Origin of the sequence: Micromonospora sp. NPDC048986, from assembly GCF_040649335.1 — a bacterium.
In the GTDB taxonomy this organism is placed as follows: domain Bacteria; phylum Actinomycetota; class Actinomycetes; order Mycobacteriales; family Micromonosporaceae; genus Micromonospora; species Micromonospora alfalfae.
On the sequence record NZ_JBEZFJ010000008.1, the window covers coordinates 51,068 to 65,677 of the forward strand.

Genomic DNA, 14,610 nt, shown 5'->3' on the forward strand with positions numbered 1-14,610 from the left:
CGAATAATCGGGTGACTTGCGGATTAAGCGGGGAATTGAGTTGGATGTCTGGATTTGCGCTGTGTGCGGGCTGCGCCGATCAAGCAGCGAATGAGCAGGCACGATCCCGCCGCAGGCCGTGCGAATATGGGCGGCGTGACCCCCGCCAGCCTCGCCCCCATTCTGCTCGTCCTCGGTGACGAGGAACTGCTCGCCACGCGCGCGGTCACCGAAGCTGTCGCGAAGGTTCGCAGTGTCGACCCCGAGGTGGACGTCCGCGAGTACCAGGCCAGTGCGCTGACCGTCGGTGAGGTCGCCGAGATGCTCAGCCCCTCGCTGTTCGGCGGGCGGCGGCTGCTGATCCTGCGTTCCGGCCAGGACGCCCGCAAGGACCTGGTCGCCGCGCTGTTGGCGTACGCCAAGAATCCCGACCCGGAGGTGCAGCTGCTGGTGCTGCACCTGGGCGGCGCCAAGGGCAAGGCGTTCGCCGACGGTCTACGGGCGGCCGGCGCGACTGTGGTCCCGGCCGCCAAGCTCAAGGGGCACCGCGACCGGGTGGCCTTCGTCCGCGACGAGATCCGCCGGGCCGGCGGAAAGTGCACCGACGACGCCGCCGAGGCGCTCATCGCGGCGGTCGGCAACGACCTGCGTGAGCTGGCCGCCGCCTGCTCTCAACTGGTCGCCGACACCGATGGGCGGATCAGCGCCGAGGCGGTCTCCCGTTACTACCGGGGCCGGGTCGAGGTGACCGGTTTCACGGTGGCGGACGCCACGATGGTCGGCGACGTGCCGGCGGCGCTCGAGGCACTGCGCTGGGCCCTGCACGTCGGGGTCGATCCGGTGCCCATCGCCGACGCCCTGGCCGACGGGGTGCGCACGGTGGCCCGGGTGGCGTCGGCCGGGCGGGGTAGCCCGTACCAGCTCGCCAGCAGCCTCGGAATGCCCGCCTGGAAGATCGAGCGGGCGCAGCGGCAGGGGCGGGGCTGGACGCCGGAGGGCCTGGTCCGGGCGATGCAGGTCGCCGCCGCGTGCAACGCGGCCGTCAAGGGCGGCTCCGACGACAGGGCGTACGCCCTGGAGCGTGCGGTCTTCTCGGTCGCGGCGGCCCGGCAGGGCAGCACCAGGTGACGGGGGCGAACCGCCCAGCGTGGGCCACCATTCCCGTGGACGAGGCGCGTTACCGACCGCTCTACGCCCGGCTCCTCGGCCTGCGGTTCGTCAACCCCGGCGGCGTGCTGTGCTTCCTCTTCTTCGAGGGTGCCATCGCCCTGGCGGTGCTGCTCGCCCTCGCCGAGTTGGTCAGCTGGTGGGCGGTGCTGGTGCTGCCGGTCGTGGTGGCCGCCATGGTGAAGCTCAACGACATGGTGGCCGCGATCGTGGTCCGCTCCGCCGCGCTCGTGCCCGAGCAGGAACGGGATCGGTTTCGCCGGCAGATGGAACCGGTGGTCGGCCGAGCCCGGGTGGAGTGGGTCTCGCACAGCCTTCCCGGCGTGGTGATCACCGCCGACCCGGTGCCACCGCCCCGACGGGCCAACCCGTCAGACTGAGCGCCGACCTCGTCGGGGCCGGGCACAGAACGGCCTGCGCGGATAACACTGCCGGCCTCTGGACACACGGAAACCCCGGGCCTGGGGCCCGGGGTTTTCCGAATCAGTCTGACGGTGAAGTCGTCAGGCGGAGAGCGACACCACGCGCTTCGCGATCGCGGACTTGCGGTTCGCGGCCTGGTTGGAGTGGATCACGCCCTTGCTGACGGCCTTGTCCAGCTTGCGCGAGGCGTCCAGCATGAGCGCGGTCGCCTTCTCGACGTCACCGGCCTCGGCAGCCTCGTGGAACTTCCGGACGGCGGTCTTCAGCGACGACTTGACCGACTTGTTGCGCAGCCGGGCCTTCTCGTTCTGCCGGTTGCGCTTGATCTGGGACTTGATGTTCGCCACGCGACAGCCTCGTCTTGATAGCTCGGGTTGGTCAGCTTATTGCGCGTGATGACGAACGTGCGTCATCGCTGCGCGAAGAGCCAGGTTACCAGGTCGCCGGGGACGAGCCAAAACGGCTCGGCCTTCGCGCGGACGGACCCGGCCCGTCGGGGACCAGGTTACGCCCTCGAACACGGCGGCGGCTCACCGCCGGCCCGGCGGCAGGCCGGTTCGCGTCGCCGGGAGTCCAGGCGGGTTCGCGTCACCGCCAGCCCTGGCGGCGGGCCAGCCAGTCGAGCGACTGCTCGCCGCTCCACCGCTGGTGGGCGGGCAGGTGCGGCGAGGCCGTCGGCGGTGCCGCCGCAGCTCCGGTGAGGTAGTAGCCGGCCAACGCGGCCAGGGTCGCGTCCAGCGCGTCCGGGGGCGCGCCGGCGGTGGCCGGGTGCGCGGCGAAGAGCCGGTCCGCGTCCAGCCCGCTGGCATACGCGGTGAGCAGCAGGCCGGCCAGGTCGAACCAGGCCGGCCCGGAGCAGACCCAGGTCCAGTCGCAGAACCAGGCTCGGCCGTCCGGGCCGATCAGCACGTTGTCGACCCGCAGGTCGCCGTGGATCAGGCCGGTCGCGCCGGCCGCGTACCGGGGGAGGAGGGATTCCAACTCCACCAGCTCGGGCAGCCGGTCGAGCAGCGGCGCGGGCAGTGGTGGGGTCGGCTCCCGACCGGCGGCGACCTCCTCCCACCAGAGGATGTCCGACCGGGCCAGGTCGGCCAGGCGCGGCAGGCCGAGCGCTGTCAACTCGGCCGGCGGGTAGGCCAGGGCGGCGGCGACCTGCGCGTACCCGGCGAGGGTGGCGTCCAACTCGGCGGGCATCCAGGGCAGGTGCGGGGTGTGCCCGTCGACCGCGTCGGTGCAGAGCACGAACCAGCCGGCCGCGGAGAGGGTCCACCGGGGGCGGGGCGCGTTCAGGTCGGCCGGCAGCCGGTCGAGGATCGCGGCCTCTCGGGCGTACCAGTCGACCAGATGCGGTTGTTCGGCGGCGGGTGCGGCCTTGACGAAGGCCCGACCACCGTCGGCGGTGTCGAGCACCGCGGCGAACCCGCGGGTGAAGCCCGCGCCCGCGACCCGCGCGGTGACCACCGGCGCGCCGAGCCGTTCGGCGACCGCGGCCCGCAGCGCCGCCGGCAACGCCGGCCACGACGGGCGCAGGGCGCTCGCGTGGTACGGCACCGGCGGCAGCGGGGGAGGGGACACCCCACCATGCTGCCCCGGGGTACGTGCGCGACGCACGGCGACACTGCCAGACTGCCAAGTCATGAGGACCGAGGACTTCTGGCAGCTGATCGACGAGGCGCGGGCCGGCGGCGGTGGTGAGCCCGGCCCGGTCGCCGCGCGGGCCGTGGCGTTGCTCGCCGAGCGCGACCCGGAGGACATCATCGGGTACGCGCGACACCAGACGCGGGTGCTGGCCGCCTCGCACAAGGCGGATCTGTGGGGCGCGGCGTACCTGATCAACGGTGGTGCCTCGGCCGACGGCTTCGAACACTTCCGGGGCTGGCTGATGGCTCAGGGGCGGGCGGTCTTCGCCCGCGCGGTCGCCGAACCGGACTCGCTGGCCGAACTGCCCCAGGTGCGGGCGGCCTCGCTCAGCGGCGAGGAGTTCTCCGCTGAGCAGATGCTCTCGGTGCCGTGGGACGCGTACCGCAAGGCCACCGCGACCGAGCTGCCGGCGGACCGCGACCCGGTGCGGACGCCCGATCTCAACGACTTCTGGGACTTCGACGACGAGGACGAGGCGCGTCGCCGGCTGCCCCGGCTGGCCGCGCTCTTCGTCGAGCCGCCGATGGAGTGAGGGGTCCTCGGGCCGTTGCATCGCCCGCGCAGTGGGCGCACCCCGGCGGCGTGGGAACATAGAGGGGGTCGGCGGCGCGCCGGCCTGTTCACGTCAGCCGACCAGAACGGACCGCTGTGCCACCGAAGCTCGATCCCGGCGCGAACGCCCCTGGTGCCACCGACCCCGGTCGCATCCGGAACTTCGGCATCATCGCCCACATCGACCACGGGAAGTCGACCCTGGCCGACCGGATGTTGCAGCTCACCGGCGTGGTCGACCCGCGGCAGATGCGCGCGCAGTACCTGGACCGGATGGACATCGAGCGCGAGCGCGGCATCACCATCAAGAGCCAGGCGGTCCGCATGCCGTGGACCATCCGCGAGGGTGAGCGGGCTGGTGAGCAAGCGGTGCTCAACATGATCGACACCCCGGGGCACGTGGACTTCACCTACGAGGTGTCCCGGTCGTTGGCCGCCTGCGAGGGTGCCGTGCTGCTGGTCGACGCCGCGCAGGGCATCGAGGCGCAGACCCTGGCCAACCTCTACCTGGCTCTCGAGAACGACCTGCGCATCATCCCCGTGCTCAACAAGATCGACCTGCCGGCGGCGCAGCCGGAGAAGTACGCCGAGGAGTTGGCCCACCTGATCGGCGGTGATCCCGCCGACTGCATCCGGGTCTCCGGCAAGACCGGCGAGGGCGTTCCGTACCTGCTCGACGAGATCGTCCGGCAGTTCGTCCCACCGGTCGGTGACGCCGCGGCGCCCGCCCGGGCGATGATCTTCGATTCGGTGTACGACGTCTACCGCGGTGTCGTCACGTACGTCCGGGTCATCGACGGCCGGATCAGCGCCCGCGACCGGATCAAGATGATGTCCACCGGCGCGGTGCACGAGTTGCTGGAGATCGGCGTCATCTCACCCGAGATGGTCAAGGCCGAGGCGCTCGGCGTCGGCGAGGTCGGCTACCTGATCACCGGTGTGAAGGACGTCCGGCAGTCCCGGGTCGGTGACACGGTGACCATCAACAGCCGACCGGCGGCCGAGGCGTTGGGTGGCTACAAGGACCCGAAGCCGATGGTCTACTCCGGCCTCTACCCGATCGACGGGTCCGACTACCCCAACCTGCGTGAGGCGTTGGACAAGCTCAAGCTCAACGACGCCGCGCTGGACTACGAGCCGGAGACCTCCGGCGCGCTCGGGTTCGGCTTCCGCTGCGGCTTCCTCGGCCTGCTCCACCTGGAGATCATCCGGGAGCGGTTGGAGCGCGAGTACAACCTCGACCTCATCTCCACCGCGCCCAACGTCGTCTACCGGGCGATCACGGACGACGGCGAGGAGATCGTCGTCACCAACCCGAGCGAGTACCCCACCGGCAAGATCGCCGAGGTGTACGAGCCGGTGGTCCGGGCCACAGTGCTGACGCCCAACGACTACGTGGGCGCCGTCATGGAACTCTGCCAGGGCCGGCGCGGCACCCTGCTGGGCATGGACTACCTCTCCGCCGACCGGGTGGAGCTGCGCTACACGCTGCCCCTGGCGGAGATCATCTACGACTTCTTCGACCAGCTGAAGAGCCGTACCAAGGGCTACGCCTCACTCGACTACGAGCCCTCCGGCGAGCAGGCCTCCGACCTGGTCAAGGTGGACATCCTCCTGCACGGCGAGCCGGTGGACGCGTTCAGCGCCATCGTGCACAAGGACAAGGCGTACAACTACGGCGTCACCATCGCCGCCAAGCTGCGCACCCTGATCCCGCGCCAGCAGTTCGAGGTACCGATCCAAGCGGCCATCGGCAGCCGGGTCATCGCCCGGGAGACCATCCGGGCGATCCGCAAGGACGTGCTCGCCAAGTGCTACGGCGGCGACATCAGCCGTAAGCGCAAGCTGCTGGAGAAGCAGAAGGAAGGCAAGAAGCGGATGAAGATGGTCGGCCGGGTCGAGGTGCCGCAGGAGGCCTTCATCGCCGCCCTCTCCTCCGACTCCGGCGACGGCAAGGCCGCCGGCAAGAAGTAGTTCACGCCGCCGTACGCGCCCGGGTGCCACTCGCACCCGGGCGCGTACGCGTTTCCTGGCGCCTCACATTTTTCTTGCATGCCCGGGTGTCTTGCTGGCCCGGGTGTCTTGCTCGTCCGGTTGGCTTGCTCGTCCTGGTGCCTCCGGTCATCAGCGTGCGCGAACGTCTTGTGCAGCGAAGATTGGCGCGGGCTCGCCTGGCGCGACTCGGGCGCTCTGCCTCGCCCACCCTGCCCCGCCGGGTCTGTTGGGCCGAGATTGCCGGCTGAGTGCGCCGGCGCGAGGAGTGTGGCCGTTGGGTGCGGAAAACTTTTCTGTCGCTGTGGTGGGGCCGGCTGGTCGACGAGATGGGCTCCTACCTGTGTGGACGTACTCACGCGTCAACCGACGCACCTCCTAAACATCGACGAATGGCGTTGTCGATTGAGGTGAGTCGGTTTGGGCTTTCGGTGGGTCGGGCACTTAGCCGTCACGACAGGAAGCACACGCCTCGTGTGTCAGACATTCTTTTAAGGAGGGCGACCGTGGAGTTCACCGTGTGGGGCATCATCACTGCGATCGTTGTTGGTCTCATCGTCGGCGCGCTCGGCCGTCTGGTCGTCCCGGGCCGGCAGAACATGCCGATCTGGCTGCACATGCTGATCGGCATCGGCGCGGCCCTGCTGGGCACCGTCCTGGCGCGGGCCATCGGCATCGCGACCGAGACGAGCGGCATCGACTGGGGCGAGCTGCTGGTGCAGGTCGTCGTGGCTGCGATCGCCGTCGCGCTGGTGGCCGGTGTGGGTGGCCGCCGCCGGGTAACCCGGTAACACCACGGCACCAACCCTTACTACTGCGACACCTCAGATGGGCGCCCGGCCGACAGGTCGGGCGCCCATCGGCGTTCCGCCCGTCGTGGCGGGCGTCGCCGGGTTCTGTCCGTCGTGGCGGGCGTCGCTGTTGTTCCGCTCGTCGTGGCGGGCGGCGCCGCTTCCGTGCGCTGCGGCGGCGTTGCTGTGCTCCGTCCGTCGGGTGGGCCTCGCGTCCGACCTCGCTGGCATGGGACTCGAGGTTTGCCAGTCATGCGGTCGGCGCTGTGCCGTGGTGCGGTCGGCGGTTTGGCGTAGTGCGGTCTGTGGTTTGCCGTGGTGCGGTCCGAGGCCTGCCGATTGGAGCCTGAGGTCTGCGGTGGCGCCCGTCCGAGGTCTGCGGCCCCTGTTGGAGATCCCCGGCGGACTGGACCACAGTGATCGTCTCTGTTTGGTGAAGCCGAGGTGTCCTGGGTGTTGTATCGCCGCACAGCCACCGCCACTAACCCCACAAAATCCATCTCGCCTCCGCGCCTCGAGAGATCTTGGACAGTTTCCGTTGGCACGGAACGGAAACTGTCCAAGATCTCTTGTCAGCTCCGGTTGAACGACGCCATCCGCCTCCGTCGGATACGGCGCGGCGCGCAACCCGCACGGACCGACATGATCCACTCGGATTTCATGAAGTCGGGGTATCCCCGCACCTGGACACCGCAGTTTCAAGGAACCCGAGTTGATCATGGCCCGGCTGCCCGGCTGCCCGGCTGCCCGGCTGCCCGACTGCCGGCTGGCCGGGTGGGCGGGGTGGTTGGTTGGGCTGCGGTGGAACGTGTCGTTGTTGGCCAAGTCGTGATCGTTTGGTGAGTGGAGTCGGTTTGGATTTTGGGTGGGTAGGGCAATTAACGGTCACGACAGGAAGCACACGCACCGTGTGTCAGACATTCTTGAAGGAGGGTGGCCGTGGAGCTCACCGTGTGGGGCATCATCACTGCGATCGTTGTTGGTCTCATCGTCGGCGCGCTCGGCCGCCTGGTCGTTCCGGGTCGGCAGAACATGCCGATCTGGCTGCACCTACTGATCGGCATCGGCGCCGCGCTGCTGGGCACCGTCCTGGCGCGGGCCATCGGCATCGCGACCGAGACGAGCGGCATCGACTGGGGCGAGCTGCTGGTGCAGGTCGTCGTGGCGGCGATCGCTGTCGCGCTGGTGGCCGGTGTGGGTCGCCGCCGCAGCGTCACCCGATAACGACCCGGCATCATCTGACGAGACAGCACCACTGGTAGGACAGCACTACTGGAAAGAGCGCCCGGCCGAGAGCCGGGCGCTCTTTCGTGCTGGAAGGCCCGACTTTGGCCGGATGTTGGAGTGCCGGTCGTCGGGCTGCTGCGGTACGGTCGCCTCGCTTCGGCCAGCCCCGCCCACTGTCGTAAAGGAATTCTCCGTACTAGGGTGCGGCGGAGAAGGTTAGTTCCAGGCGGCGCGAGGGGAGAAGTGGCGTGAACAGGTGGAAGCGGCTGGCCCCGGTCACCGCCATGGTGGCCTCGGCCGCGATGGTGCTGACCGGCTGTGGAGGCTCCGGCGACGACGCGGCTGACGACAGCAAGCTCACGGTCTGGATGATGGGCGAGGGCGGAGACGCGCAGAACTCCTTCCTCGACGGGGTCGAGGCCGAGTTCCGCCAGAAGCACCCCGACACCGACGTGGTGGTGCAGTACATCCCCTGGCTGGAGGCGCCCAAGAAGTTCCAGGCGGCGCTCGCCGGCGGCGAGGGACCGGACATCACCGAGCTGGGCAACACCGAGACTCAGGGTTGGGCCGCCCAGGAGGCGCTCGCCGACGTGAGTGGTCGGATGGGCGGCTGGGCCGACGGCAAGGATCTGCTGCCCGACCTGGTGCGCAACGCTCAGCTCGACGGCAAGCAGTACGGCGTGCCCTGGTACGCGGGTGTGCGCGCCATCTACTACCGCACCGACTGGTTCGCCGAGGCCGGCGTGCAGCCCCCGAAGACCTGGGACGACCTGGTCACGGTGGCCAAGGCCGTGCAGGCGAAGAAGAAGGGCACCTACGGCATCGCGCTGCCCGGCAACTCCGAGCTGCCTTTCTACTCCTTCCTCTGGGGCGCGGGCGGCGAGATCGCCAGCAACCAGGGCGGCACCTGGAAGTCCGGCTACACCACGCCCGAGGCGCAGCGGGCCGTCAAGTTCTGGACCGACCTGGTGACCGTGCACAAGGTCGCCCCGCCGGCGGCGGCGGGTTGGAACGAGATCGACGCGCGTACCCAGTTCGCCACCGGCAAGGCCGCGATGGCCTTCGCCGGTAGCTGGCAGCAGGGCGCCATCAAGAAGGACAACCCCGAGATCGAGAAGGTCTGGGGCACGTTCCCGATCCCCGGCCCGGACGGCAAGGCGGCGCCCGGTTTCGCGGGCGGCTCGGACGTGGCGATCTGGAAGGACAGTGAGCGGCAGGACCTGGCCTGGGACTACCTGACAGTGCTGCTGAACAAGAAGAACGCGCAGAGCTTCGCGAGCAGCCTCGGCTTCTTCCCGGTCTACAAGGACCTGGTCTCCGGTGACGCGTACGCGAACGACAAGGTGATGGCGTCGTTCGCCACCACGATGCAGAACACCAAGCTCACGCCGCTCACCCCGAAGTGGGTGGAGGTCAGCCGGACGAAGACGGTGACCCAGGCGATGAACAGCTCGGTCATGAAGGGGCAGAAGACGGTCGAGAAGGCTACCGCCGACGCGGCCGCTGAGATGGAAAGCATCCTCAACGCCAAGTGACCACGCTGACCGAGGTGCCGGAGACGTCCGCCGCGCGGGAGACCCCCGCGCGGCGGCGTCGCCGGGTGGACCGCCTGCCCTACCTGCTGCTCCTGCCCGCCCTGCTGATCATCGGGGTGCTGCTGCTCTGGCCGCTCGGCCAGGTGGTGGTGATGTCCTTCTACCGGCTGAACAGCGTCCGGCAACTGCGCGGCGATCGGGAGTGGCCGTGGGTGGGGTTCGGCAACTACGTCGACATCCTCTCCGACCCGTTCTTCCTGACAGTGCTGCGCAACACGGTTCTGTTCGCCGCCGCCAACGTGCTGCTCACCATGGTGCTCGGCACCCTGGTGGGGCTGCTGCTCAACCGGCTCGGTCGCAAGATGGCGACGTTCGTGGCCAGCTGCGTGATGCTCGCCTGGGCCACGCCGGCGCTGACCGGCACCATCGTCTGGAAATGGATCTTCGACGACACGAGTGGCCTGGTCACGTGGCTGTTCAACGCCCTGCCGGATGGGCTGTCGAACAGCCTGTTCGGGCGCAGCGACTGGACCGGCTACGGCTGGTTCAACTCGCCACTGCTCTTCTTCGCCATCCTCACCCTGGTGGTGGTCTGGCATTCGTTCCCGTTCATCGCGGTGAGTGTGCTGGCCGGTCTCAAGAGCGTGCCGAGTGAGCTGCACGAGGCGGCCCGGGTGGACGGGGCCAGCCCGTGGCGGGTCTTCTGGAAGATCACCTTCCCGTTGCTGCGCCCGGTCTTCGGAATCCTGATCGTGCTCTCCACGATCTGGGACTTCAAGGTCTTCACCCAGCAGTTCGTGCTGGCCGGCGGCACCCAGGACCGGCCGACGTTCATGCTCGCCATCTACTCGTACGCCGAAGCCTTCTCCCCGCCGCCCAAGTACGGGCTCGGCGCGGCCATCGCGGTGATCCTCACGCTGATCCTGCTCGTGGTCACCGGCTTCTACGTACGGATGGTGCTCAGGCAGGAGGACGAGTCGTGAAGAAAATCGCCCTCAACGGCGCCGGGCTGCTGGTCGCGCTCTTCGCGGCGTTCCCGGTCTACTGGATGATCTCCACCTCGCTCAAGCCGAGCAGGGAGATCTTCTCGGCCACCCCGCAGCCGGTGCCGACCCATCCGACGTTGGCGCACTACCGGGAGATCCTGACCGGCAACCTGATCCCCGGCGTCAGCTTCCTCGACTTCTTCCTCAACAGCGCGCTGGTTGCCGTCTCCACTGTGGTGCTCAGCGGTCTGGTGGCGTTGCTCGCCGCGACGGCGGTGGCCCGGTTCCGTTTCAAGCTGCGGACCAGCTTCCTGATCATGCTGCTGGTGGTGCAGATGATCCCGCTGGAGGCGTTGGTCATCCCGCTGTTCCTGATGATCCAGCGGCTCGGGCTCTACAACACCCTGCCCAGCCTGATCCTCACGTACCTCGGTTTTTCGCTGCCGTTCGCGGTGTGGATGCTGCGCGGCTTCGTCGCCGCGGTGCCCAAGGAGCTGGAGGAGGCGGCGGCGATCGACGGGGCCAGCCGGGCCCAGATCTTCCGCCGGGTGCTCTTCCCGCTGGTAGCGCCCGGCCTGGTGGCAACCAGCATCTTCTCCTTCATCACCGCGTGGAACGAGCTGATCTTCGCGTTGACGTTCATAAACGACCAGGGCAGCTACACGCTTCCGGTGGCGATGACCTTCTTCTTCGGCCGGGACGACACCAACTGGGGGCCGGTGATGGCCGCGTCCACCCTGTTCACCCTGCCGGTCATCATCTTCTTCCTGCTGGTGCAGCGTCGAATGGTCTCCGGCCTGGTGGCCGGCGCCGTCAAGGGCTGACCCCCGCGCCCGACAGTCCGAGGCCGACGTCGGCCCACGTGCGGAATGCTGACGCCGGTGCCGATCCCCGTGCCGGGCAGCTTGGTCGGCGGTGGACCGCCACTAGGCTGGCGGTCATGACGGGCAGGGTGGCAGCGGTGAACCTCGGCATCGTGACCGAGGCTGGGTGGGCCGGCGACGCGAGCGGTCGCAGCGGCATCGACAAGCGACCGGTCGACGGCCCGGTGTCGCTGCTCACCGGCGGTGTGGCGGGCGACTTCATCGGCGAGCGGCCCCAGCACGGCGGCCCCGACCAGGCGGTCTACGCGTACGCGGAGGAGGACGCCGCCTGGTGGGTGGCCGAACTGGGCCGTGCCATACCGCCTGGCGGCTTCGGTGAGAACCTGACCACCTACGCGGTCGACGTGACAGGTGCGGTGATCGGCGAGCAGTGGCAGGTCGGCTCCGCCCTGCTCCAGGTCACCAAGCCGCGCACCCCGTGCACCACGTTCGCCGGGTTCTGGGGCGTACCGGATCTGATCAAGCGGTTCACCGTCCGGGCATCGCCCGGGGCCTACCTGCGGGTGCTGCGCGAGGGGGAGGTCGGCGCGGGCGACCCGGTCGAGGTGGTGGACCGGCCGGCGCACGGTGTCACCATCGGCGAGGTGTTCCGGGCGACCAGCCTGGAGCCGGAGTTGTTGCCTCGGCTGCTCGACGCCGAGGATCTGCCCGCGCCGATCCGGGAGAAGGTCCGACGACGCCTCGCCGCCCAGGGCTGACCGGCCGCGACGGCATCCGGCGCGACGTCGCGGCGAGCACCGACGGCATCCGGCGCGACGTCGCGGCGAGCACCGACAGGCTCGGCGGATCCGACCCGGAAGAAACTCCGATGACGGGCCCAGCGGCGGACTTGCCCGTATTGTCCCCACGGAGGGCGTGCGGCGGGGACCGGGTGGAGCGCGATGTCGATGGCGACGGACGGCGGTGCCGCGGCCGCATCACACCCCGATCCGGGCGTGGAGCGTCCGGCGTTCCTGGAACTCTTCTTCGACCTCGTCTACGTCTTCGCCCTGGTCACCCTGGCGACGGTGCTGGCCGACAACCTGACCTGGACCGGCATCGTCGAGACGCTGGTGTTGCTGCTCGCGTTCACGATGATCTGGGCGCTGACCGTCTGGACGGCGGACAGCGTCGACCTGACCCGCCCGGTCGGGCAGGGGCAGTTCATCTGGGTGGCGGCTGCCAGCCTGCTGTTGGCCGCGCTCGCCGCCGATGCGTACGGCGACCGCCGGTTGCTGTTCGCCGCCACGTACGTGGTCATCCATCTCAGTACCGCGGCCTACTACATCGTTGTCGTCTCGCACCGGAGACCGCCGCGCCGCAGCGTCCGGATCATGATCTGGGAGGCTGCCGCGGGCATCGGCTGGATCGGTGGGGCGCTCGTCGGCGGTTCGGGGCAGTTGGCGATCTGGGTGCTCGCCGTCGTCGTCGAGTACGGCGCGGCGGCGTTGGGCTGGCCGGTACCCGGGATCGGCCGCTCACGACCGCGCGACTGGCGGTTGGTCGGCGCGCGGGTGGCCGAGCGTTACCGGCAGTTCGTCATCGTCGCGCTCGGCGTCTCGATCTTCGTGACCGGTACGACCTTCAGCATGAGCGAGTACACGCTTGAGCGAGGCTGGGCTCTACTCGTGGTGTTCACCACCGTCGTGTTGATGTGGCGGATCTACATCTACCGCGCCGGTGAGCTGCTGACCGACGCGATCTCCCGGTCGTCCAACCCGGCGCTGCTCACCCAGTCCGCCGCGGTCACCCATCTGATCATGGTGGCCGGGATCGTCGGTGCGGCGGTCACCAGCCGGCTCGTGGTGGGTCGCCCGATGGGCGAGACTCCGCCCTCGTGGGCCGCGGTGATCCTCGGCGGACCCGCGGTGTACCTGGTCGGCCGGGGCGTCCTCGACTTCACGGTGTTCGGGCGGATCTCGCGGTCCCGGCTGGCCGGGTTGGTGCTGCTGGTGGGAGTGGCGCCGAGCACGCCCCTGCTGCCGCCGGTGCTGGTCGCCCTGCTCGCCATGACGGTGCTGCTCCTGATCGCCGTGGCGAACCTGGTGAGCACCCGGCGGCACGCGCGTACGCCGGCACCGCCGATGCTGGGGTGACTCCGCCCGGCGGCCGGACGGCCCTTCATCGCGATGGTGCGGCGGCCCCGACCAGCCGTCGGCGCGCGGCCAGCCCTTCCCCGACCAGGGTGACCAGCAGGACCAGGTTCGCCAGCACCAGGGCGGCCAGGGGCGGGATCAGGAGGGTGGCGGGTGCCAGCAGGGCACACAACGCGCCGATCGCCAGGACCCGGGACCAGAGGGTCCGGCCGGTCACCACGGCATCGAACAGCACGGTGCCGAGCAGGAACAGGGCCGGCCCGCCGAGGGTGGCGACCATCAGCTCGACCGGGGCGCGGCCGAACGGCCGTTCGATGACCAGCGAGGTGCTGGTCGAGACCAGCACCACCCCGGCCACCATGACCAGGTGGCCGTACGAGGTGGAGGTGCCGGAGCGGACCCGTTCCACGGTTGCGACGCTCGGTGGTGCCAGGATCCGCTGGACCCGCTGGAAGTAGAGCTGGAACAGCAGGACCGCGCTGACGAACGCGACAGCGCCGGTGGCCACCGCGCCGATGGTGAATCCGCTGCCGGCCAGCCCCGTGCCGGTGCTCAGGATCAACTCGCCGAGCGCGACGATGAAGATCGCCCGGTGCCGTTCGGAGAGGTGCACCCCGGTGAAGATCTGGCTGGCCAGCTCGGTACGTCCGAGCTTCGGCGTCGGCCAGCCGACCCGGGCCGAGCCGAGGTCGACCGCCACCGCGAGCGACCAGAGCACCAGTCGGGCGGTCTCGTCCACGAACACCCCGGCCACCCAGGGCGTCACTGTGACGCCGAACCAGAAGAACACCCTGATGCTCCTGGCCTGGATCGGCCGGTTCACCCGGGTGCCGGGGATCAGGACGGCGTCGCGGACCAGGTGGATGCCGAAGTAGGCCGCGACGAAGAGCCACCCGTACCGACCGAAGGCGTACGGGGTCGCGATCGCCATCAGCAGGGTGCCGAGCATGACCAGCAGGGTGGTCGCCTGGATGATCGGCAGTTGGGGGTTGAACAGGTCGGTGAGCCATGCGGTCAGCACCCAGACCCACCAGGCGGCCAGCAGCAGGACGGCGGTCTGCGCCGCGCCCTGGAAGGTGAGGTTCTCGGCCAGGCTGGCAGCGAGCCGGGAGAACATGAAGATGTAGACGAGATCGAAGAAGAGTTCCAGGAAGGTCGGGTATTGCGGCTCGCCGCGGCGGCGGAGGATCCGGGGGAGCGGAGCGGATGTCACTGCGCTGCCTCCTGTGCCACCCACGCCCTGGGCGGGGGCGCCGCGCCCCGACCTGCGCACCCGCCACGCTACCGACAGTGCGGTCTCCGGTGGCCGGAACGGGCTCGGCCCGAACGGTCGGGTCCGCAGACGTGGAAACGGCCCC

14 protein-coding genes are annotated in these 14,610 nt (G+C 69.6%); 11 read left to right on the forward strand and 3 right to left on the reverse strand.

What is annotated here, in order from left to right; all coding sequences use genetic code 11:
* The first annotated feature begins 126 nt into the window (after positions 1 to 126).
* On the forward strand, positions 127 to 1,107 hold the full coding sequence (gene holA, locus AB0B94_RS17635; protein WP_357280427.1) for a DNA polymerase III subunit delta: 981 nt from the start codon (positions 127 to 129) through the stop codon (positions 1,105 to 1,107).
* Positions 1,104 to 1,526, forward strand: coding sequence for a hypothetical protein (locus AB0B94_RS17640; protein WP_357280431.1), 423 nt, complete (start codon positions 1,104 to 1,106; stop codon positions 1,524 to 1,526). The genes holA and AB0B94_RS17640 overlap by 4 nt, the downstream gene beginning before the upstream one ends.
* Before the next feature lie 123 nt (positions 1,527 to 1,649).
* Here AB0B94_RS17640 and rpsT read toward each other — a convergent pair whose 3' ends face one another.
* The gene (rpsT, locus tag AB0B94_RS17645) at positions 1,650 to 1,916 is read right to left on the reverse strand and encodes a 30S ribosomal protein S20 (protein WP_030491765.1); all 267 of its coding nucleotides are present in this window, start codon (positions 1,914 to 1,916) and stop codon (positions 1,650 to 1,652) included.
* 241 nt (positions 1,917 to 2,157) lie between these two features.
* On the reverse strand, positions 2,158 to 3,144 hold the full coding sequence (locus AB0B94_RS17650; protein WP_357280434.1) for a phosphotransferase: 987 nt from the start codon (positions 3,142 to 3,144) through the stop codon (positions 2,158 to 2,160).
* Positions 3,145 to 3,205: 61 nt separating this feature from the next.
* Between AB0B94_RS17650 and AB0B94_RS17655 the strand changes: the two genes are divergently transcribed.
* The 9 genes from AB0B94_RS17655 (at position 3,206) to AB0B94_RS17695 (ending at position 13,252) form a co-directional block, all read left to right on the forward strand.
* Positions 3,206 to 3,742, forward strand: a complete 537-nt coding sequence (locus AB0B94_RS17655; protein ID WP_238670909.1) for a DUF4240 domain-containing protein — start codon at positions 3,206 to 3,208, stop codon at positions 3,740 to 3,742.
* A gap of 116 nt (positions 3,743 to 3,858) precedes the next feature.
* Positions 3,859 to 5,736 carry a translation elongation factor 4 gene (gene lepA, locus AB0B94_RS17660; RefSeq protein WP_357280438.1) on the forward strand — a complete coding sequence of 626 codons (1,878 nt, stop codon included), beginning with the start codon at positions 3,859 to 3,861 and terminating at the stop codon, positions 5,734 to 5,736.
* 524 nt (positions 5,737 to 6,260) lie between these two features.
* On the forward strand, positions 6,261 to 6,545 hold the full coding sequence (locus AB0B94_RS17665) for a GlsB/YeaQ/YmgE family stress response membrane protein (RefSeq protein ID WP_091409827.1): 285 nt from the start codon (positions 6,261 to 6,263) through the stop codon (positions 6,543 to 6,545).
* Between the two features lie 939 nt (positions 6,546 to 7,484).
* A complete protein-coding gene (locus AB0B94_RS17670; RefSeq protein WP_357280443.1) occupies positions 7,485 to 7,769 on the forward strand; it encodes a GlsB/YeaQ/YmgE family stress response membrane protein in 285 nt (94 codons plus the stop codon).
* A gap of 251 nt (positions 7,770 to 8,020) precedes the next feature.
* Positions 8,021 to 9,307 (forward strand): sugar ABC transporter substrate-binding protein, encoded by a 1,287-nt coding sequence (locus tag AB0B94_RS17675; protein ID WP_357280446.1) that lies wholly within the window; start codon positions 8,021 to 8,023, stop codon positions 9,305 to 9,307.
* Complete coding sequence (locus AB0B94_RS17680) at positions 9,304 to 10,290, forward strand: sugar ABC transporter permease (RefSeq protein ID WP_357280449.1); 987 nt, start codon at positions 9,304 to 9,306, stop codon at positions 10,288 to 10,290. The genes AB0B94_RS17675 and AB0B94_RS17680 overlap by 4 nt, the downstream gene beginning before the upstream one ends.
* Positions 10,287 to 11,117 carry a carbohydrate ABC transporter permease gene (locus AB0B94_RS17685; RefSeq protein ID WP_357280454.1) on the forward strand — a complete coding sequence of 277 codons (831 nt, stop codon included), beginning with the start codon at positions 10,287 to 10,289 and terminating at the stop codon, positions 11,115 to 11,117. Before AB0B94_RS17680 ends, AB0B94_RS17685 begins: the two co-directional genes overlap by 4 nt.
* 116 nt (positions 11,118 to 11,233) lie before the next feature.
* Positions 11,234 to 11,875, forward strand: coding sequence for an MOSC domain-containing protein (locus AB0B94_RS17690; RefSeq protein ID WP_357280458.1), 642 nt, complete (start codon positions 11,234 to 11,236; stop codon positions 11,873 to 11,875).
* A 183-nt stretch (positions 11,876 to 12,058) separates the two neighbouring features.
* Positions 12,059 to 13,252 (forward strand): low temperature requirement protein A, encoded by a 1,194-nt coding sequence (locus AB0B94_RS17695; protein ID WP_357280461.1) that lies wholly within the window; start codon positions 12,059 to 12,061, stop codon positions 13,250 to 13,252.
* A gap of 25 nt (positions 13,253 to 13,277) precedes the next feature.
* On the opposite strand, the gene AB0B94_RS17700 is transcribed toward AB0B94_RS17695, so the two are convergent.
* Entirely contained in the window at positions 13,278 to 14,465 is a 1,188-nt protein-coding gene (locus AB0B94_RS17700; protein ID WP_357280465.1) for a low temperature requirement protein A, read from the reverse strand.
* Positions 14,466 to 14,610 lie beyond the last annotated feature (145 nt).